General features: G+C 63.3%; 34 protein-coding genes. 1 reads left to right on the top strand and 33 read right to left on the bottom strand.

Annotated features, from left to right (window positions below; all coding sequences use genetic code 11):
• From PMN64_RS15095 to rpsL, 32 genes are all read right to left on the bottom strand, one after another.
• A partial coding sequence (locus PMN64_RS15095) for an SDR family NAD(P)-dependent oxidoreductase (RefSeq protein ID WP_411781203.1) occupies positions 1 to 544 on the bottom strand: 544 nt, incomplete at its 3' end.
• Between the two features lie 288 nt (positions 545 to 832).
• A complete protein-coding gene (rplQ, locus tag PMN64_RS15090) occupies positions 833 to 1,249 on the bottom strand; it encodes a 50S ribosomal protein L17 (protein ID WP_028339307.1) in 417 nt (138 codons plus the stop codon).
• Positions 1,250 to 1,435: 186 nt separating this feature from the next.
• The gene (locus tag PMN64_RS15085) at positions 1,436 to 2,467 is read right to left on the bottom strand and encodes a DNA-directed RNA polymerase subunit alpha (RefSeq protein WP_035631062.1); all 1,032 of its coding nucleotides are present in this window, start codon (positions 2,465 to 2,467) and stop codon (positions 1,436 to 1,438) included.
• A 119-nt stretch (positions 2,468 to 2,586) separates the two neighbouring features.
• Complete coding sequence (gene rpsK, locus PMN64_RS15080; RefSeq protein ID WP_006021048.1) at positions 2,587 to 2,976, bottom strand: 30S ribosomal protein S11; 390 nt, start codon at positions 2,974 to 2,976, stop codon at positions 2,587 to 2,589.
• Between the two features lie 115 nt (positions 2,977 to 3,091).
• Complete coding sequence (gene rpsM / locus PMN64_RS15075; protein ID WP_028339308.1) at positions 3,092 to 3,460, bottom strand: 30S ribosomal protein S13; 369 nt, start codon at positions 3,458 to 3,460, stop codon at positions 3,092 to 3,094.
• A gap of 189 nt (positions 3,461 to 3,649) precedes the next feature.
• Positions 3,650 to 4,534, bottom strand: coding sequence for an adenylate kinase (locus PMN64_RS15070; RefSeq protein WP_411781202.1), 885 nt, complete (start codon positions 4,532 to 4,534; stop codon positions 3,650 to 3,652).
• Positions 4,535 to 4,605: 71 nt separating this feature from the next.
• Complete coding sequence (gene secY / locus PMN64_RS15065) at positions 4,606 to 5,940, bottom strand: preprotein translocase subunit SecY (protein WP_016843764.1); 1,335 nt, start codon at positions 5,938 to 5,940, stop codon at positions 4,606 to 4,608.
• A 156-nt stretch (positions 5,941 to 6,096) separates the two neighbouring features.
• Positions 6,097 to 6,582, bottom strand: coding sequence for a 50S ribosomal protein L15 (rplO, locus tag PMN64_RS15060; RefSeq protein WP_028339310.1), 486 nt, complete (start codon positions 6,580 to 6,582; stop codon positions 6,097 to 6,099).
• A 21-nt stretch (positions 6,583 to 6,603) separates the two neighbouring features.
• The gene (rpmD, locus tag PMN64_RS15055) at positions 6,604 to 6,795 is read right to left on the bottom strand and encodes a 50S ribosomal protein L30 (protein WP_028335461.1); all 192 of its coding nucleotides are present in this window, start codon (positions 6,793 to 6,795) and stop codon (positions 6,604 to 6,606) included.
• A gap of 39 nt (positions 6,796 to 6,834) precedes the next feature.
• Entirely contained in the window at positions 6,835 to 7,410 is a 576-nt protein-coding gene (rpsE, locus tag PMN64_RS15050; protein ID WP_016843761.1) for a 30S ribosomal protein S5, read from the bottom strand.
• Between the two features lie 58 nt (positions 7,411 to 7,468).
• The gene (rplR, locus tag PMN64_RS15045) at positions 7,469 to 7,828 is read right to left on the bottom strand and encodes a 50S ribosomal protein L18 (protein WP_016843760.1); all 360 of its coding nucleotides are present in this window, start codon (positions 7,826 to 7,828) and stop codon (positions 7,469 to 7,471) included.
• Between the two features lie 11 nt (positions 7,829 to 7,839).
• The gene (gene rplF, locus PMN64_RS15040; protein ID WP_028339311.1) at positions 7,840 to 8,373 is read right to left on the bottom strand and encodes a 50S ribosomal protein L6; all 534 of its coding nucleotides are present in this window, start codon (positions 8,371 to 8,373) and stop codon (positions 7,840 to 7,842) included.
• Between the two features lie 14 nt (positions 8,374 to 8,387).
• Entirely contained in the window at positions 8,388 to 8,786 is a 399-nt protein-coding gene (gene rpsH / locus PMN64_RS15035; protein ID WP_018272133.1) for a 30S ribosomal protein S8, read from the bottom strand.
• 15 nt (positions 8,787 to 8,801) lie between these two features.
• The gene (gene rpsN, locus PMN64_RS15030; RefSeq protein ID WP_016843757.1) at positions 8,802 to 9,107 is read right to left on the bottom strand and encodes a 30S ribosomal protein S14; all 306 of its coding nucleotides are present in this window, start codon (positions 9,105 to 9,107) and stop codon (positions 8,802 to 8,804) included.
• A 45-nt stretch (positions 9,108 to 9,152) separates the two neighbouring features.
• The gene (gene rplE, locus PMN64_RS15025; RefSeq protein ID WP_016843756.1) at positions 9,153 to 9,710 is read right to left on the bottom strand and encodes a 50S ribosomal protein L5; all 558 of its coding nucleotides are present in this window, start codon (positions 9,708 to 9,710) and stop codon (positions 9,153 to 9,155) included.
• Positions 9,703 to 10,017 carry a 50S ribosomal protein L24 gene (gene rplX, locus PMN64_RS15020; protein WP_016843755.1) on the bottom strand — a complete coding sequence of 105 codons (315 nt, stop codon included), beginning with the start codon at positions 10,015 to 10,017 and terminating at the stop codon, positions 9,703 to 9,705. Before rplX ends, rplE begins: the two co-directional genes overlap by 8 nt.
• Positions 10,017 to 10,385: a 50S ribosomal protein L14 gene (rplN, locus tag PMN64_RS15015; RefSeq protein WP_011473865.1), complete on the bottom strand. Its 369-nt coding sequence runs from the start codon at positions 10,383 to 10,385 to the stop codon at positions 10,017 to 10,019. Before rplN ends, rplX begins: the two co-directional genes overlap by 1 nt.
• Before the next feature lie 75 nt (positions 10,386 to 10,460).
• Positions 10,461 to 10,709: a 30S ribosomal protein S17 gene (rpsQ, locus tag PMN64_RS15010; protein ID WP_016843754.1), complete on the bottom strand. Its 249-nt coding sequence runs from the start codon at positions 10,707 to 10,709 to the stop codon at positions 10,461 to 10,463.
• Positions 10,710 to 10,719: 10 nt separating this feature from the next.
• The gene (rpmC, locus tag PMN64_RS15005; RefSeq protein WP_016843753.1) at positions 10,720 to 10,926 is read right to left on the bottom strand and encodes a 50S ribosomal protein L29; all 207 of its coding nucleotides are present in this window, start codon (positions 10,924 to 10,926) and stop codon (positions 10,720 to 10,722) included.
• Between the two features lie 5 nt (positions 10,927 to 10,931).
• Positions 10,932 to 11,345 carry a 50S ribosomal protein L16 gene (gene rplP, locus PMN64_RS15000; protein ID WP_016843752.1) on the bottom strand — a complete coding sequence of 138 codons (414 nt, stop codon included), beginning with the start codon at positions 11,343 to 11,345 and terminating at the stop codon, positions 10,932 to 10,934.
• A 30-nt stretch (positions 11,346 to 11,375) separates the two neighbouring features.
• Positions 11,376 to 12,077 carry a 30S ribosomal protein S3 gene (gene rpsC / locus PMN64_RS14995; RefSeq protein WP_016843751.1) on the bottom strand — a complete coding sequence of 234 codons (702 nt, stop codon included), beginning with the start codon at positions 12,075 to 12,077 and terminating at the stop codon, positions 11,376 to 11,378.
• 20 nt (positions 12,078 to 12,097) lie between these two features.
• Positions 12,098 to 12,484, bottom strand: a complete 387-nt coding sequence (rplV, locus tag PMN64_RS14990; protein ID WP_016843750.1) for a 50S ribosomal protein L22 — start codon at positions 12,482 to 12,484, stop codon at positions 12,098 to 12,100.
• Positions 12,485 to 12,494: 10 nt separating this feature from the next.
• A complete protein-coding gene (gene rpsS / locus PMN64_RS14985) occupies positions 12,495 to 12,773 on the bottom strand; it encodes a 30S ribosomal protein S19 (protein WP_028335459.1) in 279 nt (92 codons plus the stop codon).
• Between the two features lie 12 nt (positions 12,774 to 12,785).
• Positions 12,786 to 13,619, bottom strand: coding sequence for a 50S ribosomal protein L2 (rplB, locus tag PMN64_RS14980; RefSeq protein ID WP_018272138.1), 834 nt, complete (start codon positions 13,617 to 13,619; stop codon positions 12,786 to 12,788).
• A gap of 12 nt (positions 13,620 to 13,631) precedes the next feature.
• A complete protein-coding gene (locus tag PMN64_RS14975) occupies positions 13,632 to 13,931 on the bottom strand; it encodes a 50S ribosomal protein L23 (RefSeq protein WP_028339313.1) in 300 nt (99 codons plus the stop codon).
• Entirely contained in the window at positions 13,928 to 14,548 is a 621-nt protein-coding gene (rplD, locus tag PMN64_RS14970; protein WP_028339314.1) for a 50S ribosomal protein L4, read from the bottom strand. Before rplD ends, PMN64_RS14975 begins: the two co-directional genes overlap by 4 nt.
• Before the next feature lies 1 nt (position 14,549).
• Positions 14,550 to 15,269 (bottom strand): 50S ribosomal protein L3, encoded by a 720-nt coding sequence (rplC, locus tag PMN64_RS14965; RefSeq protein WP_028339315.1) that lies wholly within the window; start codon positions 15,267 to 15,269, stop codon positions 14,550 to 14,552.
• 54 nt (positions 15,270 to 15,323) lie between these two features.
• On the bottom strand, positions 15,324 to 15,632 hold the full coding sequence (gene rpsJ, locus PMN64_RS14960; protein WP_002712302.1) for a 30S ribosomal protein S10: 309 nt from the start codon (positions 15,630 to 15,632) through the stop codon (positions 15,324 to 15,326).
• A gap of 86 nt (positions 15,633 to 15,718) precedes the next feature.
• A complete protein-coding gene (gene tuf / locus PMN64_RS14955) occupies positions 15,719 to 16,909 on the bottom strand; it encodes an elongation factor Tu (protein WP_028339316.1) in 1,191 nt (396 codons plus the stop codon).
• Between the two features lie 40 nt (positions 16,910 to 16,949).
• Entirely contained in the window at positions 16,950 to 19,022 is a 2,073-nt protein-coding gene (gene fusA, locus PMN64_RS14950) for an elongation factor G (RefSeq protein ID WP_028339317.1), read from the bottom strand.
• Between the two features lie 29 nt (positions 19,023 to 19,051).
• On the bottom strand, positions 19,052 to 19,522 hold the full coding sequence (gene rpsG / locus PMN64_RS14945) for a 30S ribosomal protein S7 (RefSeq protein WP_021081660.1): 471 nt from the start codon (positions 19,520 to 19,522) through the stop codon (positions 19,052 to 19,054).
• A gap of 15 nt (positions 19,523 to 19,537) precedes the next feature.
• A complete protein-coding gene (gene rpsL, locus PMN64_RS14940; protein WP_006611834.1) occupies positions 19,538 to 19,909 on the bottom strand; it encodes a 30S ribosomal protein S12 in 372 nt (123 codons plus the stop codon).
• 700 nt (positions 19,910 to 20,609) lie between these two features.
• Here rpsL and PMN64_RS14935 point away from each other — a divergent pair.
• Positions 20,610 to 21,818, top strand: coding sequence for an FAD-dependent oxidoreductase (locus PMN64_RS14935; RefSeq protein WP_411781201.1), 1,209 nt, complete (start codon positions 20,610 to 20,612; stop codon positions 21,816 to 21,818).
• Between the two features lie 45 nt (positions 21,819 to 21,863).
• Here the strand turns inward: PMN64_RS14935 and PMN64_RS14930 are convergent, their stop codons facing one another.
• Positions 21,864 to 23,897 (bottom strand): ABC transporter ATP-binding protein, encoded by a 2,034-nt coding sequence (locus PMN64_RS14930; RefSeq protein WP_411781200.1) that lies wholly within the window; start codon positions 23,895 to 23,897, stop codon positions 21,864 to 21,866.
• Between the last annotated feature and the right edge of the window lie 136 nt (positions 23,898 to 24,033).

The raw sequence follows: 24,033 nt of genomic DNA, 5'->3' as shown, positions 1-24,033 counted from the left end.
CCGAGTTGACGGTGACGGCAGTCCCCTTGGTCAGCTCCGCGAGCCCGCGCGCGATCGCAAGCTGCGCGGTCTTGGTCATGCCGTAGTGGATCATCTCGGTCGGGATGTTGAGGCCGGATTCCGAGGAGATGAAGACGATGCGGCCCCAGTTGCGCTTCAGCATGCCCTGCATGTAGCCGCGCGACAGCCGCACGCCCGACATCACGTTGACCTCGTAGAAGCGGCTCCAGTCCTCGTCGGGGATTTCGAAGAACGTCTTCGGCTCGAAGATGCCGGCATTGTTGACGAGGATGTCGACGTCAGGCAACGCCGCGAGCAGCGCCTTGCAGCCCGCCGCGGTCGAGACGTCGGCGGCAATGCCGCGGACCTTTGCGCCGGGCACTGCTTTGGTGATCGCGGCAATCGCGGCATCGACCTTGCCCTGGCCGCGGCCGTTGACCACGACCTCGGCGCCTGTTTCGGCCAGACCCTTGGCGATGGCGTTGCCGATGCCCGCCGTGGAGCCGGTTACCAGCGCAGTCTTTCCGGAAAGGTCGATTTTCATCTGTCATCTCCATTGATGTCGATGGGCATATCGGGCGCGGCACGATGCACCGCAATTGCATCTCACCGATGCGTGAGGAAATAGAACACACCTCGTCGTCCTGGCGAAAGCCAGGACCCATTACCACCGCAGGTGATTATGAGAAGGATTTGAGCCCCAGCGTCGCGCAACAATTTAGATTTGGGGTAATGGGTCCTGGCTTTCGCCAGGACGACGGGGATGGAGCGACGCCGCCAAATAAAAACGGCGCCGAAGGCGCCGCTTTCAAAACCTGGCTCTAAGCGGGGCTTACGCCGCCTCGGCTTCCTTGTCCTGGGTCGGACCGGAGTCCTGGCCCTTGGCGTCGACGTCGCGGTCGACGAACTCGATCACGGCCATCGCCGCGTTGTCGCCGTAGCGGAAGCCGGCCTTGATGATGCGGGTGTAGCCGCCCTGGCGGTCCTTGTAGCGGGTCGCCAGCGTATCGAACAGCTTCTTGACCTGGTCGACGTCGCGCAGCTCCGAAATCGCCTGGCGGCGCAGGGCGAGGCCGCCCTTCTTGCCGAGGGTGACGAGCTTCTCGACGATCGGCCGCAGCTCCTTGGCCTTCGGCAGCGTGGTGACGATCTGCTCGTGCTTGATCAGCGCGGCCGCCATGTTGGCGAACATCGCACGCCGGTGCTCGGCGGTGCGGTTGAGCTTCCGATGAACCTTGCCGTGACGCATTGATTCTTCCTTCTTCAATTCTGCCGCGGTGGTTCAGCGACAAGTTTTGCAGGTGGGCATCCTGCGTTCGCCCGGTCGTCATTCCGGGGCGGCTCGCAGAGCCGAACCCGGAATCTCGAGGTTCCCCGATGCGCAATTGCGCATCTGTGGTTCGATGCTCGCGCATCGCCCCGGAACGACGAATTCTCAGTAGTGATCCTCGAAGCGCTTGGCGAGCTCGTCGATATTCTCCGGCGGCCAGCCCGGCACTTCCATGCCGAGGTGCAGACCCATCTGGGCCAGCACTTCCTTGATCTCGTTCAGCGACTTGCGGCCGAAGTTCGGGGTGCGGAGCATTTCCGCTTCCGACTTCTGCACGAGGTCGCCGATGTAGACGATGTTGTCGTTCTTCAGGCAGTTTGCCGAACGCACCGACAGCTCGAGCTCGTCGACCTTCTTGAGGAACGCCGGGTTGAACGCGAGATCGGGGATGATCTCCTGCGTGACTTCCTTGCGCGGCTCTTCGAAGTTGACGAACACGTTGAGCTGATCCTGCAGGATGCGCGCGGCGTAGGCCACCGCGTCCTCCGGCGTGATCGCGCCGTTGGTCTCGATCGTCATGGTCAGCTTGTCGTAGTCGAGGATCTGGCCCTCACGGGTGTTCTCGACCTTGTAGGACACCTTGCGGACCGGCGAGAACAGGCTGTCGACCGGGATCAGGCCGATCGGAGCATCCTCGGGACGGTTGCGCTCGGCGGCGACATAGCCCTTGCCGGTCGTGACCGTGAACTCCATGCGGATCTCGGCGCCGTCGTCCAGCGTGCAGAGCTGCAGGTCGGGGTTGAGCACGGTGACATCGCCGACGGTCTGGATGTCGCCGGCGGTGACGGCGCCCGGGCCCTGCTTCTTCACGACCATGCGCTTCGGGCCTTCGCCCTGCATCTTGATCGAGATGTCCTTGATGTTGAGGACGATGTCGGTGACGTCTTCACGGACACCGGCGATCGAGGAGAACTCGTGCAGCACGCCGTCGATATGCACCGACTGCACCGCCGCGCCCTGCAGCGAGGACAACAGGATGCGGCGCAGCGCGTTGCCGAGCGTCTGGCCGAAGCCGCGCTCGAGCGGTTCGGCGACCACGGTGGCGAACCGGCTCGCGTCCGAGCCCGGCGTCACCTGCAGCTTGTTCGGTCGAATGAGTTCTTGCCAATTTTTCTGGATCGTCACTGTTTCACCCATTTGCCGGTCACAGGGCCAAATCGAATGGCCGAACCCGGCGTTGGAGATCGCGGATCAGTCCGCGCGGTCAATTCCAAAAACCATCGCAGGGCGGCCAGGGGCCGCCCGCGACTTACAGATCAAACGCGCCGACGCTTGCGCGGACGGCAGCCATTGTGCGGGATGGTGGTCACGTCGCGGATCGAGGTGACGGTGAAGCCCGCAGCCTGCAGCGCGCGGAGCGCCGACTCACGGCCCGAACCCGGACCGGCCACTTCAACCTCCAGCGTGCGCATGCCGTGTTCCTGCGCCTTCTTGGAGACATCCTCAGCCGCGACCTGCGCCGCATAGGGGGTCGACTTGCGCGAGCCCTTGAAGCCCATGGTGCCGGCCGACGACCAAGCGATGGTGTTGCCCTGCGCGTCGGTGATGGTGATGGTCGTGTTGTTGAACGACGAATTCACGTGCGCGATGCCGGAGGCGATGTTCTTGCGTTCGCGGCGGCGTACGCGGGTGGCTTCCTTGCCCATTTCAAACCTTTCCTGTGATCTCAACGCCGCCGTAGTGCCAGCGGCTACACCTCAAAACGCAAATGGCGAGTAGCGAATTTTCGATTCGCTACTCCCCACCTGCAATTCGCAAAACTTACTTCTTCTTGCCGGCGATCGCCTTGGCCGGCCCCTTGCGCGTGCGCGCATTGGTGTGGGTGCGCTGGCCGCGCACCGGCAGACCACGGCGATGACGCAGGCCGCGATAGCAGCCGAGGTCCATCAGCCGCTTGATGTTGATGCCGACCTCACGACGAAGATCGCCCTCGACCAGATAGTCGCGGTCGATGACTTCGCGGATCTGCAGGACCTCCTGGTCGGTCAACTGGTTGACGCGACGGTCCAGCGGGATCTTGACCTTCTCCACGATGTCGGCCGCGTGCTTCTGGCCGATGCCATGGATGTACTGAAGCGCGATCAGGACGCGCTTGTTGGTAGGAATGTTGACGCCGGCAATACGGGCCACGGACTTCTCTCCTGTCGCCGATCCATCACGGATACGGGCTTCTCGAGTTCTTGCTCTCTCGGGCTTGTGTCCACAAACGCGAACACGACGCCCTCCCCTCATGTCCTTCGGGGCCCGGCATCGTCATAAAACTATCCAACTTGGATGCGGGGCTTATTAAAGGATTCATGTCGGTTTCGTCAACCGCTCCTAGCGTTTAGCTCGCTTTTTCGTGAGCTTTTTTGCCGCCTTTTTGGCGGTCTTTGCTCCCTTGCGGGCTTTCGCGGCGCCGGCGGCCTTCTTTACCGCCTGCTTCGCGGCTTTCTTCACGGTTTTCTTGGCCGCTTTGGCCTTGGAGGGCGCCTTGGCAGCCTTCCGGGCCGATTTGGCGGCCTTTTTGGCTGGTTTAGCTGCCTTCCTGGCCGGCTTCTTGCTGGCATTCATGGCCGCCTTGGCGACCTTTTTAGCCACCTTCGGGGCGTGATCCTCGTGATCCTTCGGTTCCAGCGCGCCGAGCGCGGTCAGGATCCGATTGATCTCGCGGGTGACGTGCTCGATGGTCATCATGCCATCGACCGTCAGGAGCTTCCGCCGCTCCGAATAGTAGTGAATCAGCGGCTCCGTCAGCGAACGGTACTGCGCCAGGCGCTTGGTCAGGACCTCCGGCGTGTCGTCGAGGCGGACTTCCTCACCGCGCGCGCGGGTTTCCTCGGCACGCTTCTCAACGCGGGCGAGCAGCGCGCTCTCGTTGACGCGGAGCTCAACCACCGCGTCGAGCTTGAGGTGCTTTTTCCGGAGCAGATCGTCGAGCGCCGCGGCCTGCGGCACGGTGCGCGGGAAGCCGTCGAGAATGAAGCCCTTCTTGGCATCGGGCTCCTCGATTCGGTCGGCGATGATTCCCACCACGACCTCGTCGGGAACCAGGCCGCCATTGGCCATGATCTCCTTGGCCTGCAAGCCGATCGGCGTACCCGCGGCAACCGCAGCGCGCAGCATCTCACCGGTCGAGAGCTGGACGATGCCGTGCTTGTGCACCAGCCGCTGCGCCTGGGTTCCCTTGCCCGAGCCCGGCGGCCCCAAAAGGATCAATCTCATGTCTGTTTCGCCCCCCGGCTAGGTGGGCGACGTCCGCACACCTGTGTTTTGAGTTCGAAGCCGAACCGCGATCAGCGGCGGCGGCCTCCCCTGAGCTTCGACTTCCTGATCAGCCCTTCATACTGATGAGCGAGCAGATAGCCCTGCACCTGCGACACCGTATCCATCGTCACGCTGACGACGATCAACAGCGAGGTGCCGCCAAAGTAGAACGGGACCGATGCGTAGGAAATCAGAATTTCAGGAATCAGGCAGACGATCGCGAGATAGACCGCGCCGAGCACCGTGATGCGCGACAGCACATAGTCGATGTACTCGGCGGTGCGCTCGCCCGGCCGGATGCCGGGGATGAAGCCGCCATGCTTCTTCAGATTGTCCGCAGTCTCGGTCGGGTTGAACACGATCGCGGTGTAGAAGAATGCGAAGAACACGATCAGTGCGAGATACATGAACAGGAACAGCGGCCGGCCATGGCTGAGCTGGGTCGTGATCCACTGGAACCATTCCGGCCCCTTGCCGGCGTTGAAGTTCGCGACCGTGGTCGGCAGCAACAGCAGCGACGAGGCGAAGATCGGCGGAATCACGCCCGAGGTGTTGAGCTTGAGCGGCAGATGCGAGGACTGGCCCTCGAACATCTTGTTGCCGACCTGGCGCTTCGGATACTGGATCAAAAGCCGGCGCTGCGCGCGCTCCATGAACACGATGAAGGCGATCACGGCGACCGCCATCACGATGACGATCAGGATCAGGCCGGTCGACATCGCGCCCTGGCGGCCGAGCTCCAGCATGTTGGCGAGCGCCGACGGCAATTCGGCGACGATGCCGGCCAGGATGATCAACGAAATACCGTTGCCGATGCCGCGCGAGGTGATCTGCTCGCCGAGCCACATCAGGAACATGGTGCCGCCGGTCAGCGTGATCGCCGTCGAGATCCGGAAGAACATGCCGGGGTCGCTGACGACGTTGCCGGCGCCTTCGAGGCCGATCGCGATGCCGTAGGACTGGAACAGCGCCAGGATCACCGTCAGATAGCGGGTGTACTGGTTCAGCGTCTTGCGGCCCGCCTCGCCTTCCTTCTTGAGCGCCTCGAGCTGCGGCGACACGGTGGTCAGAAGCTGCACGATGATCGATGCCGAGATGTACGGCATGATGTTCAGCGCGAAGATCGCCATGCGGTGGATGCCGCCGCCGGCGAACATGTTGAACATGCCGAGGATGCCGCCGGACTGGCTGCGGAACACCTGCTCCCAGATGTTGGGATCGATGCCGGGCAGCGGGATGTAGGTGCCGAGCCGATAAACAAGCAGCGCACCCAGGGTGAACCAGATGCGCTTCTTCAGCTCGTCGGCTTTCGCCAGCTGTCCGAAATTGAGGTTGGCGGCAAGTTGTTCGGCTGCTGAGACCATGTTTCGGCTTTCTCCCGGAGCCCTCTTCGCCGGCGCCCCCAAAGAGATCGATTCCCTGGGCGCCGGCAGACACCGGACATTATCTGGTGCTCGGCCTCGATAAGTCCATCATTCGATCTGCGGATTGCCCGCGCGTCGCGGGCAATGACGCAGATGTTACGCCGCCTCGCCTTCTTCCTTGGCGGGGGCCAGGATCTTGACCGAGCCGCCGGCCTTCTCGACCGCGGCAATGGCCGACTTGGAAGCGCCGTGCACCTCAATGGTCAGCTTGGTCTTGATCTCGCCGCGGCCGAGCAGCCGCAGGCCGTCCTTGGCGCGGCGCAGCACGCCGGCCTTCACCAGCGATTCGACGTTCACCGTCGCGCTCGCATCGACCAGCTTGTTGTCGATCGCTTCCTGCAGACGGTCGAGATTGATCTCGGCGAAGTCGAGCCGGAAGATATTGTTGAAGCCGCGCTTCGGCAGACGGCGATGCATCGGCATCTGGCCGCCTTCGAAACCCTTGATGCGGACGCCCGAACGCGCGGTCTGGCCCTTGCCGCCGCGGCCCGAGGTCTTGCCCTTGCCGGAACCGATGCCACGGCCGACACGCATGCGCTTCTTGCGCGAGCCGGCGTTGTCGGCGATATCGCTGAGCTTCATCGCCCTTCTCCTTATCTCTGCTTACTCGCCGACGACGCGGACGAGATGCTGAACCTTGCTGATCATGCCGCGAACTTCAGGGGTATCCTGCAGCTCGGCAACCCGGCCGATCTTGTTGAGCTTGAGGCCGATCAGCGTCGAACGCTGCGAGTGATGGCGGCGGATTGCGCTGCCGATCTGCTCGACCTTGATGGTCTTGCTGGCCTTGGCCATGACAGTAACTCCGAATAGCGCTTCGAGAAGCGCGCGTTGTTATTCCGCCACCACTTCGGCGTCGCCGCCGACGCGGCGCGACTGCAGGGTGGAGACCTTGATGTTGCGGCGCGCCGCCACCGAACGTGGCGAATCCTGATGCTTCAGCGCGTCGAACGTCGCGCGAACCATGTTGTAGGGATTCGACGAGCCGATCGACTTCGCCACCACGTCCTGGATGCCGAGCGTCTCGAACACCGCGCGCATCGGGCCGCCGGCGATGATGCCGGTACCGGCCGGAGCGGCACGCAGGTAGACGCGGCCGGCGCCGTGACGGCCGGCGATGTCGTGATGCAGCGTGCGGCCTTCGCGAAGCGCGACGCGCGTCAGGTTGCGCTTCGCCGATTCGGTCGCCTTGCGGATCGCTTCCGGAACTTCGCGTGCCTTGCCGTGGCCGAAACCGACCCGGCCCTTCTGGTCGCCGATCACGACCAGCGCCGCAAAGCCGAAGCGCTTGCCGCCCTTGACGACCTTCGCCACGCGATTGATGTGGACGAGCTTGTCGACGAACTCGCTGTCGCGCTCCTCGCGCTCCCTGCTCCGTTCGCGTCCGCCGCGTTCGCGTTCACCTGCCATGGTGTTTTCCAATCTCTAGGAGGCCTTGCGCCTCTTTCCTCGTCATCGTTCGTAAAGTTTAGAAGCTCAATCCGCCTTCGCGCGCCGCATCCGCGAGCGCCTTGACGCGCCCGTGATAGATGTAGGCGCCGCGATCGAACACGACTTCCTTGACACCCTTCTGCGCCGCGCGCTCGGCGAGCAGCTTGCCGACCGCCTTCGCCGCATCGATGTCGGCGCCGGTCTTGCCGGCGTCGCGCATGGTCTTCTCCAGCGACGAGGCGGAGGCGAGCGTCTCGCCCTTCTGGTCGTCGATGACCTGGGCGTAGATGTGCTTGGACGAGCGGAACACCGACAGCCGCGGACGGCCGCCTGCCGAGCGGCGAAGCGCAAGGCGCACGCGCTGCTTGCGCCGGGCATTCGTAACCTTGAGTGACATGACCGGCTCCGTTACTTCTTCTTGCCTTCCTTGCGGAAGATGAATTCGTTGGCGTACTTCACGCCCTTGCCCTTGTAGGGCTCCGGCGGACGGTAGGCGCGGATCTCGGCGGCGACCTGGCCGACGCGCTGCGGATCGTTGCCGGTGATCGTGATCTCGGTCGGCTTCGGCACCGCGATGGTGATGCCTTCCGGGATCGCGTACACCACGTCGTGGCTGTAGCCGAGCGCGAGCTGCAGGTTCTTGCCCTGCATCGCGGCGCGGTAGCCGACGCCGGTGATCTCGAGCTTCTTCTCGAAGCCCTTGGTGACGCCCTCGACGAGGTTGGCGACCTGCGCGCGCGCGGTGCCGTACATCGCCTGCGCGCGGTTGGTCTTGATCCGCGGAGCGACCTTGACCTGGCCGTTCTCGAACTTCACCTCGACGTCGTCATGCACGACGAACTGAAGCTGGCCCTTCGGCCCCTTCACCTTGACGGTTTGACCTTCGACGGTCGCCGTCACACCGGACGGGATCGCCACCGGCCTTTTGCCGATACGTGACATCGTAAAATCCTTCCTCAGAACACCGTGAAGAGAACTTCGCCGCCCACGTTGGCGTCGCGCGCCTGGTGGTCAGCCATGATTCCCTTCGGCGTCGACAACACCGAAATGCCGAGACCGTTGTTCACGCGCGGCAGGTTCTTCACCGAGGCGTAAACGCGGCGGCCCGGCTTCGACACCCGCTCGATCTCGCGGATGACGGGCTCGCCGTCGAAATACTTCAGCTCGATCTCGAGCTCGCTGCGGCCCGAGGCATGCTCGACGCTGGCGTAGCCGCGGATGTACCCCTCGGACTTCAGCACCTCGAGCACGTTTGCGCGCATCTTCGAGCCAGGGCTCGAGACCTTGGACTTGGAGCGCATCTGCGCGTTGCGGATGCGGGTGATGAGATCGCTGATCGGATCGTGCGTAGACATTGTTCCGACCCTCCCTTACCAGCTCGACTTCACGAGGCCGGGAACCAGGCCCTTGGAGCCGAGTTCACGCAGCGCGATGCGCGAGAGCTTGTTCTTGCGATAGTTCGAGCGCGGACGCCCGGTCAGCTCGCAACGGTTGCGGATGCGCGTCGGCGACGAGTTGCGCGGCATCTCGGCGAGCTTCAGCGTCGCCGCGAAGCGCTCTTCCATCGGCTTGGTCTTGTCGGCGATGATCGCCTTCAGCTTCTCACGGCGCGGGCCGGCGTTCTTCGCCATCCGCTTGCGCCGGTTGTTCTTCTCGACTGAACTCTTCTTTGCCATGCTTGGCTCCTGGGTATCCGCGTTTGAGTGCTTTGGCTCAGCTACTCACTGCCGGAACGGGAAATTGAAAGCGGTCAACAAGGCACGGGCCTCGTCGTCGGTCTTGGCGGTGGTGCAGACCGTGATGTCCATGCCACGCGCTTCCGAGACCTTGTCGAAGTCGATCTCGGGGAAAATGATGTGCTCCTTGATGCCGAGCGAATAGTTGCCGCGGCCGTCGAAGCTCTTCGGGTTCAGGCCGCGGAAGTCGCGGACGCGGGGCAGCGCCACGTTCACCAGGCGGTCGATGAACTCGTACATATGGGTCTTGCGCAGCGTGACCTTGCAGCCGATCGGCTGGTTCTCACGCAGCTTGAAGGTCGCGATCGCGATCCGCGAATAGGTCACGATCGCCTTCTGGCCGGCGATCTGGGTCAGCTCGGCAGCGGCGGTCTCGGCCTTCTTGCGGTCGTTGACGGAGTCGCCCACGCCCATGTTGAGCACGACCTTGTCGAGGCGCGGCACCTGCATCACGTTGGCATAACCGAACTTCTCGGTCATCATGCCGCGGATCTTCTTGTCATACTCCGCGCGCAGACGCGGCGTGTAAGCTGTATCAGCCATCGATCTCTGCTCCCGAGCTCTTGGCAACACGAACCTTCTTGCCATCGGCCTGAATCTTGAACCCGATGCGGGTCGGCTTTCCGTCCTTGCCGACATACGCAATGTTCGAAAGGTCGATCGGCATCTCCTTGGAGATGATGCCGCCTTCCTGGGTCTGGGTCTGCTTCTGGTGACGCTTCACCATGTTGATGCCGCGAACGAGAGCCTTGTTCTCGTCCGGACGCACCTCGAACACCTCGCCGGTCCGACCCTTGTCGCGGCCGGTGAGCACCATCACCTTGTCGCCCTTGCGGATCTTGGCAGCCATCACAGCACCTCCGGCGCGAGCGAAATGATCTTCATGTGGTTCTTGGCGCGCAGCTCGCGCGGCACCGGCCCGAAGATACGGGTGCCGACCGGCTCGGACTGATTGTTGATCAGCACGGCGGCGTTGCGGTCGAAGCGGATGACCGAACCGTCGGCGCGGCGGATGTCCTTGCGGACCCGGACCACGACGGCCTTCATCACGTCGCCCTTCTTCACCTTGCCACGCGGAATGGCTTCCTTGATCGACACAACGATAACGTCGCCCACGGTGGCATAGCGGCGCTTGGAACCTCCAAGAACCTTGATGCACATGACACGGCGTGCGCCTGAATTATCGGCCACGTCGAGGTTGGTCTGCATCTGAATCATTGATGCACCTCGTCCTCTTTCTGCGCTTTAGCGCGCTCAAAATTTCCCTGAATTCCTTCGGCCAGGCCGAAGTAATCAGGCCGTTTTCTTGTGTTCGCCCCGGACCACGGTCCAGCGCTTCAGCTTCGAGATCGGCTTCGATTCCTCGATCCAGACCATGTCGCCCGGCTTGAACTGGTTGTTCTCGTCGTGCGCGTGGTAGTTCTTGGAACGGCGGATCGTCTTCTTGTAGATCGGGTGGGTGAAGCGGCGATCGACGCGCACCACGATGGTCTTGGCTTGCTTGTCGCTGACGACCACGCCCTGCAGAGTACGTTTCGGCATAGCTGGCCCCTTACTTCTTCTTCGCGCGCTGCTGGGCAGCGATGGTCTTGATACGAGCGATATCGCGGCGGGCTTCCCGCATCCGCGAGGTGTTCTCCAGCTGCCCGGTGGCGCGCTGGAAACGCAGGTTGAAGCGCTCCTTCTTCAGGTTCAGGATCGCGTCTTCCCGCTGGTCGTCGCTCATCGCGCGAATGTCTTCAACTTTCATCTCGGCCATGGCGATTACTCCGCAATGCGCGCAACGAAGCGCGTCTTGATCGGCAGCTTGGCGGCGGCGAGCGACAGCGCTTCCTTCGCGGTCTGCACCGGCACGCCGTCGATCTCGAACATCACGCGGCCCGGCTTGATCCGGACCACCCACAATTCCGGGGCACCCTTGCCGGAGCCCATGCGGACTTCGGCGGGCTTCTTCGACACCGGCACGTCGGGGAACACGCGGATCCAGACGCGGCCGGCGCGCTTCATGTGACGGGTCAGCGCGCGGCGGGCGGCTTCGATCTGACGGGCGGTGACGCGCTCAGGCTCCATCGCCTTCAGGCCGAACTGGCCGAACGCCAACGTCGCGCCAGAGGTCGCAACGCCGTGGATACGGCCCTTATGCGCCTTCCGGAACTTCGTTTTCTTAGGTTGCATCATGGCTTTAAGCCCTCAAATTCCTGCTTTGCCTCAAGCGGCGTCGCGGCGCGAACGCGGCGTGCTGTCGCCTTCCGCCATCTTCTTGTCCTGGGCCATCGGATCGTGCTCGAGGATCTCGCCCTTGAAGATCCAGACCTTGACGCCGCAGGTGCCGAAGGTCGTGAACGCGGTGGCAACGCCGTAGTCGACGTCGGCGCGCAGCGTGTGCAGCGGCACGCGACCTTCGCGGTACCACTCCATGCGCGCGATTTCGGCGCCGCCGAGACGGCCCGAGCAGTTGATGCGGATGCCACCGGCACCGAGACGCATCGCCGACTGCACGGCGCGCTTCATGGCGCGGCGGAACGCGACGCGGCGCTCGAGCTGCTGGGCGATCGATTCAGCAACCAAGGTCGCGTCGAGCTCCGGCTTGCGGATTTCGACGATGTTGATCACGACGTCCGACGAGGTGATGTCGGCAACCTTCTTGCGCAGCTTGTCGATGTCGGCGCCCTTCTTGCCGATCACGACGCCCGGACGGGCCGAGTGGATCGTCACGCGGCACTTCTTGTGCGGACGCTCGATCACGATGCGGGCCACGGCCGCCTGCTTGAGCTCCTTGTGCAGGATCTCGCGGATCTTGACGTCCTCGTGCAGCAGCTTGCCGTATTCCTGCTTGCCGGCGAACCAACGGGAGTCCCAGGTCCGGTTGATGCCGAGACGCAGCCCGATTGGATTGATCTTTTGACCCATCGTCTTCTCCTGCGCCCTTCTTAGGCGCTTGCCTCGGCCTCGACCTGACGAACCACGATGGTCAGGTGCGAGAACGGTTTGAACACACGGCCCGAACGGCCACGGCCGCGCGGAGCAAAACGCTTCATCACGATGCCATTGCCGACATGCGCCTCGGCGACGACCAGATCGTCAACCTCGAGGTCATGGTTGTTCTCGGCGTTCGCGATCGCCGATTCCAGGCACTTCTTGACGTCGACCGCGATCCGCTTGCGCGAGAACTGCAGATCGGCGAGCGCAGCGGACGCCTTGCGGCCGCGGATCAGCTGCGCCACCAGGTTGAGCTTCTGCGGGCTGACGCGCAGCATGCGGGCGACGGCCTTGGCCTCATTGTCCGCGAGGCTACGTTCGCGCTTTGGTTTGCTCATCGGTTAATCCTCAAGCCTTCTTGGCTTTCTTGTCGCCCGAATGGCCGTGGAAGGTCCGGGTCGGCGAGAACTCGCCGAACTTGTGACCCACCATTTCCTCGTTGATTGCCACCGGCACGTGCTTGTGGCCGTTATAGACGCCGAACGTCAGGCCGACGAACTGCGGCAGGATGGTCGAGCGGCGGCTCCAGATCTTGATGACGTCGTGACGGCCGGACGAGCGCGCGGCATCTGCCTTCTTGAGCAGAGAACCCTCGACGAACGGGCCTTTCCAGACTGAACGAACCATGTCCGGCGTTCCTTACTTCTTCCGCTTGTGGCGGCTGAGGAGAATGAATTTGTTGGTCGACTTGTTGGTGCGGGTCTTCTTGCCCTTGGTCGGCTTGCCCCACGGAGTAACCGGGTGGCGACCGCCCGAGGTACGACCTTCACCACCGCCGTGCGGGTGATCGATCGGGTTCATGACGACGCCGCGGTTGTGCGGACGCCAGCCGAGCCAGCGGGTACGACCGGCCTTGCCGATCGAGATGTTCATGTGATCCGGGTTCGAGACCGCGCCGATCGTGCCGCGGCAACGGCCGTGCACCAGACGCTGTTCGCCCGAGTTCAGGCGGATGATCACGTAGTCCTGGTCGCGGCCGACGATCTGGGCGTAGGTGCCGGCGGAGCGCGCTAGCTGGCCGCCCTTGCCGATCTTCAGCTCGATGTTGTGCACGATCGTGCCGACCGGCATGTTGCCGAGCGGCATGACATTGCCCGGCTTGACGTCGACATAGTTGCCGGCGACGACGGTGTCGCCCGCCGCCAGGCGCTGCGGCGCCAGGATGTAGGCGAGCTCACCGTCCTGATACTTGATCAGCGCGATGAACGCGGTGCGGTTCGGATCGTACTCGAGCCGCTCCACGACCGCCGGCACGTCCACCTTGTCGCGGCGGAAGTCGACGGTGCGGTAGGCCTTCTTGTGGCCGCCGCCGCGGAAACGCACGGTGATGCGACCGGTGTTGTTGCGACCGCCATTGCCGAGCTTGCCCTCGGTCAGGGTCTTCACCGGCTTGCCCTTGTAGAGCGCCGAACGATCGACCATGACCAGCTGGCGCTGGCCCGGCGTCGTGGGATTAAAGGTTTTCAATGCCATCGTCGTTGCGCCTTATAGTCCGGTAGTCACGTCGATGCGGTGGCCCTCTTCCAGGGTCACAATCGCGCGCTTGGTGTCCGACTGCGAGCCGAGATTGCCGCGGAACACCTTGGTCTTGCCCTTGCGAACGAGAGTGTTGACGCTCTTCACCTTGACGTCGAACAGCTTCTCGACCGCTTCCTTGATCTGCGGCTTGGTCGCCTTGCCGGCGACCTTGAACATCACCTTGTTGTGCTCGGAGGCGAGCGTCGCCTTTTCCGTCACAACGGGAGAGATGATGACGTCGTAGTGGCGCGGATCGATGTTCTTCATTTGAAGCGCGCCTCCAGCGCATCAACCGCAGCCTTGGTCAGCACCAGCTTCTGGCGGCGGAGAATGTCGTAGACGTTGATGCCCTGGATCGGCAGCACGTCGATGTTCGGAATGTTGCGGGCCGCGGTCGCGAAACCGGCGTTCAGCTCGGCGCCGTCGATGATCAGCGCATTGGTCAGGCCGAGGCCGGAGAAGTGACCGAGCAGCGCCTTGGTCTTGGCGGCCTCGAGCTGCGCATTGTCGATCACGATCAGCCCGCCGTCCTTGGCCTTGGCCGACAGCGCATGCTTCAGCGCGAGCGCGCGCACCTTCTTCGGCAGGTCGGTCGCGTGCGAGCGAACAACCGGACCGAACGCACGGCCGCCGCCGCGGAACTGCGGCACGCGGGCCGAGCCGTGACGGGCGCCGCCGGTGCCCTTCTGCTTGTACATCTTCTTGCCGGTGCGCCAGATCTCGGCGCGGCCCTTGGCCTTGTGGGTACCGGCCTGACGCTTGTTCAGCTGCCACTGCACGCAGCGCTGGATGATATCCTTGCGCGGCTCGAGACCGAAGATCTCGTCCGAGAGCTGGACCGAGCCAGCGTCTTTGCCTTCAAGGGTGGTGACTTTCAGTTCCATCTCACACACCCTCCTTCTCGGCCACAGCTTCGGCAGCGTCGCCGCCGGCAACCTTGAACTTGCCGGGCTTCGGGGCTTCCTTCGGCAGCGGCTTCTTGACCGCGTCGCGCACCGAGATCCAGCCGCCCTTGGAGCCGGGAACGGCGCCTTCGACGAGGATCAGGCCGCGCTCGACGTCGGTCGAAACCACGCGCAGATTGAGCGTGGTGATGCGATCGACGCCCATGTGACCGGGCATCTTCTTGTTCTTGAAGGTCTTGCCGGGATCCTGACGACCACCGGTCGAACCGATCGAACGGTGCGAGACCGACACACCGTGGGTGGCGCGCAGACCGCCGAAATTCCAGCGCTTCATGCCGCCGGCGAAGCCCTTACCGATCGAGGTGCCGGTGACGTCCACAAACTGGCCGACCACGAAATGGTCCGCCTGGATTTCCGCGCCGACCGGGATCAGCGCGTCCTCGGACACGCGGAACTCGGCGACCTTGCGCTTCGGTTCGACCTTGGCGACCGCGAACTGGCCGCGTTCGGCCTTGGGCATGTACACGGTCTTGCGGGCGCCCGAGCCGAGCTGAAGAGCGACATAGCCGTTCTTCTCGGTCGTGCGGTGGCCAAGCACCTGGCAGTTGCCCAACTTCAGCACGGTCACAGGGATATGCTCGCCGGTCTCCGTAAAGACCCGCGTCATCCCGACCTTTTGTGCGATCACTCCGGAGCGCATCGGCGTGCTTCCTGTCTTTCTGTCCGCAAGCGGCGGACGTAAAAATCCAAAACCTTAGAGCTTGATCTCGACGTCGACACCGGCGGCCAGGTCGAGCTTCATCAGCGCATCGACGGTCTGCGGGGTCGGGTCGACAATGTCGAGGAGGCGCTTGTGGGTGCGCATCTCGAATTGCTCGCGGCTCTTCTTGTCAACGTGCGGCGAACGGTTGACGGTGAACTTCTCGATGCGGGTCGGCAGCGGAATCGGTCCGCGAACCTGCGCACCGGTGCGCTTCGCCGTGTTCACGATCTCACGGGTCGACGTATCGAGGATTCGATGGTCGAACGCCTTGAGACGGATGCGAATATTTTGGCCGTTCATTGCCGTATTCTTTCTTTAGTGAGTGGCGAGTAGCGAATAGCGAATGGAGTGACCCACTCGCTACTCGCCATTCCCTATTCGCGTAGTTACTCGATGATCGCGGCGACGACGCCGGCGCCGACGGTGCGGCCGCCTTCGCGGATCGCGAAGCGCAGCTTCTCTTCCATCGCGATCGGCACGATCAGGTGCACTTCCATCGCGATGTTGTCGCCTGGCATCACCATCTCGGTGCCTTCCGGCAGGTGCACGACACCGGTCACGTCGGTGGTGCGGAAGTAGAACTGCGGACGGTAGTTGGTGAAGAACGGGGTGTGGCGACCGCCCTCTTCCTTGGTGAGGATGTAAGCCTCAGCCTTGAACTTGGTGTGCGGCTTGACCGAACCGGGCTTGCACAGCACCTGGCCACGCTCGACTTCCTCGCGCTTGGTGCCGCGGAGCAGCGCACCGATGTTGTCGCCGGCCTGGCCCTGATCGAGCAGCTTGCGGAACATTTCGACGCCGGTGACGATGGTCTTCTGGGTGTCGCGGATACCGACGATCTCGATTTCCTCGCCGACCTTGATCACGCCGCGCTCGACACGGCCGGTGACGACGGTGCCGCGGCCCGAGATCGAGAACACGTCTTCAACCGGCATCAGGAACGGCTGGTCGATCGGACGCTCCGGCTGCGGGATGTACTCGTCGACATTGCGCATCAGCTCGAGGATGGCGTCGTGGCCGAGCTTCTTGTCCTTGTCCTCGAGGGCGGCGAGAGCCGAGCCCTTGATGATCGGGATCTTGTCGCCCGGGAATTCGTACTTCGAGAGCAGCTCGCGGACTTCGAGCTCGACGAGCTCGAGCAGCTCCGGATCGTCGACCATGTCGCACTTGTTGAGGAACACGACGAGCGCGGGCACGCCGACCTGGCGGGCGAGCAGGATGTGCTCGCGGGTCTGCGGCATCGGGCCGTCAGCAGCCGACACGACCAGGATCGCGCCGTCCATCTGGGCAGCACCGGTGATCATGTTCTTCACGTAGTCGGCGTGGCCGGGGCAGTCGACGTGAGCATAGTGACGGTTCTGCGTCTCGTACTCGACGTGAGCGGTCGAGATCGTGATGCCGCGCGCCTTCTCTTCCGGCGCCTTGTCGATCTGGTCGTAGGCGGTGAACGTCGCGCCGCCGGTTTCTGCAAGCACCTTGGTGATCGCTGCGGTCAGCGAGGTCTTGCCATGGTCGACGTGACCGATGGTGCCGATGTTGCAGTGGGGCTTGTTACGCTCGAATTTTGCTTTGGCCATTTGACTCTCCGTTCAGTCGTCAGTTGCTAACCAACGACAATCAAGCAAACTTTTTCTGGACTTCAGCCGACACGTTCGCCGGAGCTTCGGCGTAGTGATCGAACTGCATCGTGAAGGTTGCGCGACCCTGGCTCATCGAGCGCAGGTTATTCACGTAACCGAACATGTTCATGAGCGGCACCATCGCGTTGATGACGTTGGCGTTGCCGCGCATGTCTTGGCCCTGGATCTGGCCGCGCCGGGAATTCAGATCGCCGATGACCGAGCCGGTGTAGTCTTCCGGGGTCACCACCTCGACCTTCATGATCGGCTCGAGCAGAACGGACTTGCCCTTCGTCAACGCTTCGCGGAACGCGGCCCGCGATGCGATTTCGAACGCCAGTGCCGACGAGTCGACGTCGTGATACTTGCCGTCGACCAGCTGCACCTTGACGTCCACCACCGGGAAGCCGGCAACGACACCGGAGCCCATCACGCTGTTGAGGCCCTTTTCGACGCCGGGGATGTATTCCTTCGGCACCGCACCGCCGACGATCTTCGATTCGAACTCGTAGCCCTTGCCGGGCTCGTTCGGCTCGACGACGATCGACACTTCGGCGAACTGACCGGTACCGCCGGTCTGCTTCTTGTGCGTGTACTTGACTTCGGCCTTCTTGGTCACGCGCTCGCGGAACGCCACCTGCGGCGCGCCGATGTTGGCGTCGACCTTGTAGGTGCGCTTGAGAATGTCGACCTTGATGTCGAGATGCAGTTCGCCCATGCCCTTGAGAATGGTCTGGCCGGACTCCTGGTCGGTCGACACGCGGAACGACGGATCTTCCGCGGCGAGCTTGGCAAGCGCCACGCCGAGCTTTTCCTGGTCGGCCTTCGACTTCGGCTCGATCGCGATTTCGATCACCGGCTCCGGGAATTCCATCTTCTCAAGGATGACCGGCTTGTCGGGATCGCACAGCGTGTCACCGGTGCGCGCTTCCTTCAGGCCAGCCAGCGCGACGATGTCGCCGGCATAGGCTTCCTTGATGTCCTCGCGGTTGTTCGCATGCATCAGCAGCATGCGGCCGATACGTTCCTTCTTCTCGCGGGTCGAGTTCACCACGCCGGTGCCCGACTGCAGGACGCCGGAATAGATGCGGCAGAAGGTAATGGTGCCGACGAACGGGTCGTCCATGATCTTGAACGCGAGCAGCGCCAGCGGCTCCTTGTCGTCCGCCTTGCGCACGACCTCGTTGCCGTCATCATCGATGCCCTTGATCGCGGGCACGTCGATCGGCGACGGCAGGTAGTCGACGACCGCGTCGAGCAGCGGCTGCACGCCCTTGTTCTTGAACGCGGAGCCGCACAGCACCGGATAGAACGCGCCGGTGAGCACAGCCTTGCGGATCAAGCGCTTCAGGGTCGCCTCGTCCGGCTCCTTGCCGTCGAGGAACGCAGCCAAAGCGTCGTCGTCGAGCTCGACGGCGGCTTCCACCATCTTCTCGCGATATTCCTTGGCCTGCTCGATCATGTCTTCCGGGATGTCGACATAGTCGAACTTGGCACCGAGGGATTCATCGTTCCAGACGATGCCCTTCATGACGACCAGGTCGACGAGGCCCTTGAAGTTGTTCTCGGCGCCGATCGGAAGCTGGATCGCGATCGGCTTGGCACCGAGGCGGTCGACGATGTCGGACAGGCACTTGAAGAAATCGGCGCCGGTCTTGTCCATCTTGTTGGCGAAGACGATGCGCGGCACCTTGTACTTGTCGCCCTGGCGCCAGACGGTCTCGGTCTGCGGCTCGACGCCCTGGTTGGAATCGAGAACGCAAACGGCGCCGTCGAGCACGCGCAGCGAACGCTCGACCTCAATCGTGAAGTCGACGTGGCCGGGGGTGTCGATGATGTTCAGACGCTTGCCGTTCCAGAACGCGGTGGTCGCAGCCGAGGTAATCGTGATGCCACGCTCCTGCTCCTGCTCCATCCAGTCCATCGTCGCGGCACCTTCGTGCACTTCGCCGATCTTGTGGCTCTTGCCGGTGTAATAGAGGATGCGCTCGGTGGTCGTGGTCTTACCGGCATCGATATGCGCCATGATACCGAAGTTGCGGTAGTTCTCTATGGCATGAACGCGGGGCATAGGCTGTTCCTTAAATTCCGTTGTTCGCCTTACCAGCGATAGTGCGAGAAGGCGCGGTTGGCTTCCGCCATCCGGTGCACGTCTTCACGCTTCTTGACGGCGTTGCCGCGATTGTTCGAAGCATCGAGCAGCTCAGCCGAGAGGCGCTCCGTCATGGTCTTCTCGTTGCGCTCGCGGGCGGCCGAGATCAGCCAGCGGATGCCGAGCGCCTGACGGCGCACCGAACGGACTTCCACCGGGACCTGGTAGGTCGCGCCGCCGACGCGGCGGGAACGAACTTCGATGGTCGGCATCACGTTCTCAAGCGCCTGCTCGAACACGCCGAGCGGGGGCTGCTTGGTCTTGGCCTCGATCATGCCAAGCGCACCGTAGACGATGTTTTCGGCAACCGACTTCTTCCCGGCGTACATCACCGAGTTCATGAATTTCGTAATGATGATGTTCCCGAACTTCGGATCCGGAAGAACTTCACGCTTCTCGGCAGAATGGCGACGCGACATCTGATCGGTTCCCGCTTACTTCGGACGCTTCGCGCCGTACTTCGAACGACGCTGCTTACGGTTCTTGACGCCCTGGGTATCCAGCACGCCGCGGAGGATGTGGTAGCGGACACCGGGCAAGTCCTTGACGCGACCGCCGCGGATCATGACCACCGAGTGCTCCTGCAGGTTATGGCCCTCACCCGGGATGTAGCCGATCACCTCGAAGCCGTTGGTCAGGCGCACCTTGGCGACCTTACGAAGCGCCGAGTTCGGCTTCTTCGGGGTCGTGGTGTAGACGCGCGTGCACACGCCGCGCTTCTGCGGCGACTGCTGCAGCGCCGGCACCTTCTTACGCGACTTCTGCACTTCACGCGGATTTGCGATCAGCTGGTTGATCGTCGGCATGCAGCCTTCACCCTTTAGTTCGCGCGAAAACCTTGAATGGCTCCGCAAATTTCTTCTCGGGACTAGCCGTCCCGCACGGCCCGCTCGGCACGGAACAAACAACCGCGCAAAGCGAAATCGCGCCAACCACTCATCGCTGAGCGGAAAGCGCATCGACGCCACAGAGGACCGCGATCCCGAACCGATCAGCGTTCGCTGTTCGGTCCGCCACCGAGGTCATGCATCCGAATTCACTCTCAAGAGGACGTGCTCAAGAGAACTAATATCGTCCTGGCATTGCCTAGCTATCATCGACAGCGTTTGAGCGGCATTCGTCGAGGTTGGTGCCCGTCCGGCTCCTCAAAAAGGGCCATCGGGTGTTCCGTTCCGACGCTGGCGTAGCTCACCGCCTGTCGTTAAGTGGGCGCCTTGTATAATCGAGAGATAGTGAAGTCAAGCAAAACGACAAGCAAAGAAACGCCTCTGGCACTTGCAGATTTCGCATTTCGCCGAGGTCCGGCGCAAGGCGAAATGTGACGGCCGACCGACCTCCCCGCACCCTCATCCGAATCTTCGGGGCGCACGCGGAATCATATTATACCCGGGTAAAATATAGATAGAAACAACTCTCCCCAAGTTGGTCTTGAAGGCAAACTTCGAAACTAAGCCTTTATTTGCCATTCGCAGCGCAAAAATCGGGGTCACGGCCACGGAAACTCTCATGCGGTATACCGACATCGCGATCATCGGCGGCGGTCTTGCGGGCTCGACCGCAACCGCCATGCTCGGCCGTGCCGGGATACCGACGGTCCTGGTCGATCCCCATCAGGTCTATCCGTTCGATTTCCGCGTCGAAAAGATCGGCGGCGACCTTCAGCTCGAGCGATTCGCCAGGACCGGCCTTGCCGAGTCGGTGCTCCGCTCGGCGACGCTGGACGGCGAGAACTGGATCGCGCGATTCGGCCGGTTGCTCGACCGGCAGCCGAGCCGGCAATACGGCATCATGTACGACGCGCTGATCGCCGCGATTCGGAACGAAATCGCGGGACCGGCGGAATTCGTCTGCGACAAGGTGGTCGACGTCGCGACCAGCTCCGAGCGGCAGCGGCTCGTGCTTGCCAATGGCGAGGAGATCTCGGCGCGCCTCGTGGTGCTCGCCAACGGCCTGAACGTCGGGCTGCGCCGGATGCTCGGCATCGAGCGGCTGGTCACGAGCTTGTGCCACTCGATCTCGCTCGGGTTCGATTTCGTCCCCGTCGGCCGCCCCGCCTTCCCGTTCGCGGCCATGACCTATTTCTCGGAGCGGCCGAGCGACCGCATCCCCTACATCACGCTGTTTCCGGTCGGAGACCGGATGCGCGCCAACCTCTTCACCTATCGCAAGGCCGACGATCCCTGGCTGCGGGCGATGCGGCGTAATCCGGTCGAGACGCTGAACGCCGCGCTGCCGCGGCTGCGCCGGCTCGCCGGCGAGTTCGACATCGCGGGCGACATCAAGATCAGGCCCGCCGATATCTATGTCAGCACCGGCTATCGGCAGGCCGGCATCGTGCTGGTCGGTGATGCCTTCGCCAGCACCTGCCCCGTCACCGGCACCGGCACCGACAAGGTGTTCACCGACGTCGCCCAGCTCTGCAACGTCCACATCCCGGCCTGGCTATCGACCGACGGCATGGGCGAGGACAAGATCGCCGCGTTCTACGACGATCCGGTCAAGACCGCCTGCGACGCCTGGTCGAACGCCAAGGCATTCAGCTTCCGCGAGGTGTCGGTCGGCAGCGGGCCCAGCTGGCAGGCCCAGCGCTGGGCACGCTTTTTCGGCTATCTCGGCCGCGGCTGGCTGCGCCGGCTGCACACCCCCGCGGCGGCGTCAACGACGCGGCCGGCCAATCACTTCCGGCAACGTCCGCAAGCCGCGGACCGGGCGTAAAGTAAAATCTAGCGCTCGGCTATCGCCCGCGTCGCGGCGCGGGCCTCACGCCTCCTCATCCTCGTCTTCGTCCTCATCTTCATCATCGTCATCATCCGCGTCGTCGGCGTCCTCGTCGTGATTCAGATGTCCCTGGTCGTCCCACAGCTTGCGATAGACGCCATTGCGGGCCAGCAGCTCCTCGTGCGAGCCGCGCTCGATCGCCCTGCCGCCGGAGATCACGATGATCTCGTCCATCTCGACCACCGAAGTCAGGCGGTGCGTCGACCAGATCATGGTGCGGCCCTCGGCGACCTTGAGCAGCGTGCGGTTGATCGCAGCCTCCGTGGTCTGGTCGAGCGCCGAAGTCGCCTCGTCGAGCAGCAGAACGGACGGGTTGCGGATGATCGCGCGCGCGATCGCGATGCGCTGGCGCTGGCCGCCCGACAGGGTATCGCCGCGCTCGCCGACCGGCGTGTCGTAGCGCTGCGGCAGGCTCATGATGTAGCGATGGATCTCGGCCTTCCGGGCGGCGTCCTCGACTTCCGCGTCGGTCGCGCCTTCCTTGCCGAGCCGGATGTTCTCGCGGATCGACATGTTGAACAGCATGTTCTCCTGGAACACGACCGCCATACTCGCCCGCAGCGACTCGCGCGTCACCCGGCGGATATCGACGCCGTCGATGGCGACCCGGCCCTCGTCCGGCACGTAGAGCCGCAGGATCAGGTTGATCAGCGTGCTCTTGCCCGAGCCGCTGGGACCGACGATCGCAATGCTCTTGCCGGCATTGAGCTTGAGGCTGAGATTGTCGAGCACCGGCGTCTGCGCCCCCTCATACTGGAAGGTGACGCGGTCGAAGGAGATGTCGTTGGTGATGCGCGGCAGATCCGGCGCGCCGGGACGGTCGGCCCCGCGGGTCGGCTCGTCGAGGAGTTCCTGGATGTGCCGCACCGCCGCCGCCGACTGGATCGACACCGGGATGAAATGCATCAGATGGGCGATGTTGTACGACACCTCCCAGAACGCACTCTCGAAGGTCACGAAGGTGCCGACGGTGATCTGCCCCTTGGTGGCGAGATAGGCGCCGATCGCCAGCACCACGAGGTGGAGCAGCAGCACCGCGATGGTGACGGTGCGCTCCACCATGGTCGACAGGAACATGGCTGACGCGGCCTTGGCCCGGACGTCGCGGTTGCGCATCGTGAACCAGCCGAGCGCCCGGCGCTGCAGGTTGAACGCCTTCACCACCGCCTGGGCGGCAACGTTCTCCTGCACCGTTCCGAGCAGCGCGGCTTCGTTCTGCTTCTGCTCGTAATTGGCCTGCACCGCCTTCGGCGTCAGGATGCGCGGCCCGATCAGGGTGATCGGAAACACCAGCAAGGCGACCACGGCAAGCTGCCAGTTCAGGAACAGCATCAGGATGATGCCCGCGACCAGCTCGAGGCCCGGCAGCGCCGCGCTGTTGGCAAAGGTCTTGACCGAACCCTCGAACGCCGACAGATCGATCGAGAAGCGCGACAGGATCTCGCCGCGTTTGGTGCGCGCGAAATAGGCCGACGGCAGGTTCTGGACATGGTCGAACAGCCGCGTCCGCACGTCGGCGATGATGCCGGCGGCAAGCCGCGCATCCCAGCGCTCGTACCAGACGGCGATGATCGAGGTGACGATGCCGGCCACCGCCAGCACGCCGAGGATCTTGTAGAGGGCTCCGAAGTCCTCCTCGCCGAGCGCGTCGTCGATCAGGAATTTCAGGCTGAGCGGCATGATGACGTTGAACAACGTCTCGACCAGCACGCCGAAGGCGACGCAGGCGAACGGCTTCTTGTAGTTCGTCAGGATCGGCCTGACGAAGCCAAAGATCGTGGAGAGCGCGCCGGCGGCTTCCTTGGCGGTGAAGACGACGAGGTCCTCGTCATCATCGTCGTCATCGAGCTCGAACTCGTCGTCCGCGTCCTCATCCTCTTCGTCGTCAGCCGGCGCCGCGGCGGGCTTCGTGGAGGCGGCCGCCACGGGCGGACCGGACGCGGGCTTCTTCTTCAGCTCGGGATCGTCGGCCGCCGCTCTCGTCGGATCGTCTGATGCAGGAGGTCTTGGCGCCATGAAACCAACCGATGCTCCACGGCCGGCATGACCGCAAATCGAAACCGCAGCCGATAACACTGCGGCCGTAATCCTATGCGATCACGACGAATTCGGCAAAGCGTTTGGAACGGCCGACGCGCCGACGCACGCTCGC

It is taken from the genome of Bradyrhizobium sp. UFLA01-814, assembly GCF_046718885.1.
Taxonomy (GTDB): Bacteria; Pseudomonadota; Alphaproteobacteria; order Rhizobiales; family Xanthobacteraceae; genus Bradyrhizobium; species Bradyrhizobium elkanii.
Note: the sequence above shows the minus strand (reverse complement) of the source record. Positions and strands in the feature narration are given on the sequence as shown.

Bases quoted from the DNA above. Each gene is read 5' to 3' on its own strand.
- rplD (WP_028339314.1), bottom strand. From the start codon at position 14,548: ATGGAACTGAAAGTCACCACCCTTGAAGGCAAAGACGCTGGCTCGGTC.
- rplE (WP_016843756.1), bottom strand. From the start codon at position 9,710: ATGGCTGATACAGCTTACACGCCGCGTCTGCGCGCGGAGTATGACAAG.
- rpsC (WP_016843751.1), bottom strand. From the start codon at position 12,077: ATGGGTCAAAAGATCAATCCAATCGGGCTGCGTCTCGGCATCAACCGG.
- rplV (WP_016843750.1), bottom strand. From the start codon at position 12,484: ATGAGCAAACCAAAGCGCGAACGTAGCCTCGCGGACAATGAGGCCAAG.
- PMN64_RS14935 (WP_411781201.1), top strand. From the start codon at position 20,610: ATGCGGTATACCGACATCGCGATCATCGGCGGCGGTCTTGCGGGCTCG.
- PMN64_RS14930 (WP_411781200.1), bottom strand. From the start codon at position 23,897: ATGGCGCCAAGACCTCCTGCATCAGACGATCCGACGAGAGCGGCGGCC.
- rplP (WP_016843752.1), bottom strand. From the start codon at position 11,345: ATGATGCAACCTAAGAAAACGAAGTTCCGGAAGGCGCATAAGGGCCGT.
- rplX (WP_016843755.1), bottom strand. From the start codon at position 10,017: ATGGCTGCCAAGATCCGCAAGGGCGACAAGGTGATGGTGCTCACCGGC.
- rplR (WP_016843760.1), bottom strand. From the start codon at position 7,828: ATGTCACTCAAGGTTACGAATGCCCGGCGCAAGCAGCGCGTGCGCCTT.
- rpsQ (WP_016843754.1), bottom strand. From the start codon at position 10,709: ATGCCGAAACGTACTCTGCAGGGCGTGGTCGTCAGCGACAAGCAAGCC.
- rpsK (WP_006021048.1), bottom strand. From the start codon at position 2,976: ATGGGCAAGGAAGCCACCCGCGTACGCCGCCGCGAACGCAAGAACATC.
- rpsS (WP_028335459.1), bottom strand. From the start codon at position 12,773: ATGGTTCGTTCAGTCTGGAAAGGCCCGTTCGTCGAGGGTTCTCTGCTC.
- secY (WP_016843764.1), bottom strand. From the start codon at position 5,940: ATGGTCTCAGCAGCCGAACAACTTGCCGCCAACCTCAATTTCGGACAG.
- rpmD (WP_028335461.1), bottom strand. From the start codon at position 6,795: ATGGCCAAGGCCAGCAAGACCATCAAGGTCGAGCAGATCGGCAGCGCA.
- rpsG (WP_021081660.1), bottom strand. From the start codon at position 19,522: ATGTCGCGTCGCCATTCTGCCGAGAAGCGTGAAGTTCTTCCGGATCCG.
- rpsJ (WP_002712302.1), bottom strand. From the start codon at position 15,632: ATGAACGGCCAAAATATTCGCATCCGTCTCAAGGCGTTCGACCATCGA.
- PMN64_RS15070 (WP_411781202.1), bottom strand. From the start codon at position 4,534: ATGAGATTGATCCTTTTGGGGCCGCCGGGCTCGGGCAAGGGAACCCAG.
- rpsE (WP_016843761.1), bottom strand. From the start codon at position 7,410: ATGGCAGGTGAACGCGAACGCGGCGGACGCGAACGGAGCAGGGAGCGC.
- rplO (WP_028339310.1), bottom strand. From the start codon at position 6,582: ATGAAGCTCAGCGATATCGCCGACAACGCCGGCTCGCGCAAGAAGCGC.
- rplB (WP_018272138.1), bottom strand. From the start codon at position 13,619: ATGGCATTGAAAACCTTTAATCCCACGACGCCGGGCCAGCGCCAGCTG.
- rpsH (WP_018272133.1), bottom strand. From the start codon at position 8,786: ATGTCTACGCACGATCCGATCAGCGATCTCATCACCCGCATCCGCAAC.
- rplN (WP_011473865.1), bottom strand. From the start codon at position 10,385: ATGATTCAGATGCAGACCAACCTCGACGTGGCCGATAATTCAGGCGCA.
- PMN64_RS14975 (WP_028339313.1), bottom strand. From the start codon at position 13,931: ATGAAGAACATCGATCCGCGCCACTACGACGTCATCATCTCTCCCGTT.
- rplF (WP_028339311.1), bottom strand. From the start codon at position 8,373: ATGTCACGTATCGGCAAAAGGCCGGTGGCGATCCCGTCCGGTGTGACG.
- rpsN (WP_016843757.1), bottom strand. From the start codon at position 9,107: ATGGCAAAGAAGAGTTCAGTCGAGAAGAACAACCGGCGCAAGCGGATG.
- fusA (WP_028339317.1), bottom strand. From the start codon at position 19,022: ATGCCCCGCGTTCATGCCATAGAGAACTACCGCAACTTCGGTATCATG.
- rpsL (WP_006611834.1), bottom strand. From the start codon at position 19,909: ATGCCGACGATCAACCAGCTGATCGCAAATCCGCGTGAAGTGCAGAAG.
- rplC (WP_028339315.1), bottom strand. From the start codon at position 15,269: ATGCGCTCCGGAGTGATCGCACAAAAGGTCGGGATGACGCGGGTCTTT.
- rpmC (WP_016843753.1), bottom strand. From the start codon at position 10,926: ATGGCCGAGATGAAAGTTGAAGACATTCGCGCGATGAGCGACGACCAG.
- rplQ (WP_028339307.1), bottom strand. From the start codon at position 1,249: ATGCGTCACGGCAAGGTTCATCGGAAGCTCAACCGCACCGCCGAGCAC.
- PMN64_RS15085 (WP_035631062.1), bottom strand. From the start codon at position 2,467: ATGGGTGAAACAGTGACGATCCAGAAAAATTGGCAAGAACTCATTCGA.
- tuf (WP_028339316.1), bottom strand. From the start codon at position 16,909: ATGGCCAAAGCAAAATTCGAGCGTAACAAGCCCCACTGCAACATCGGC.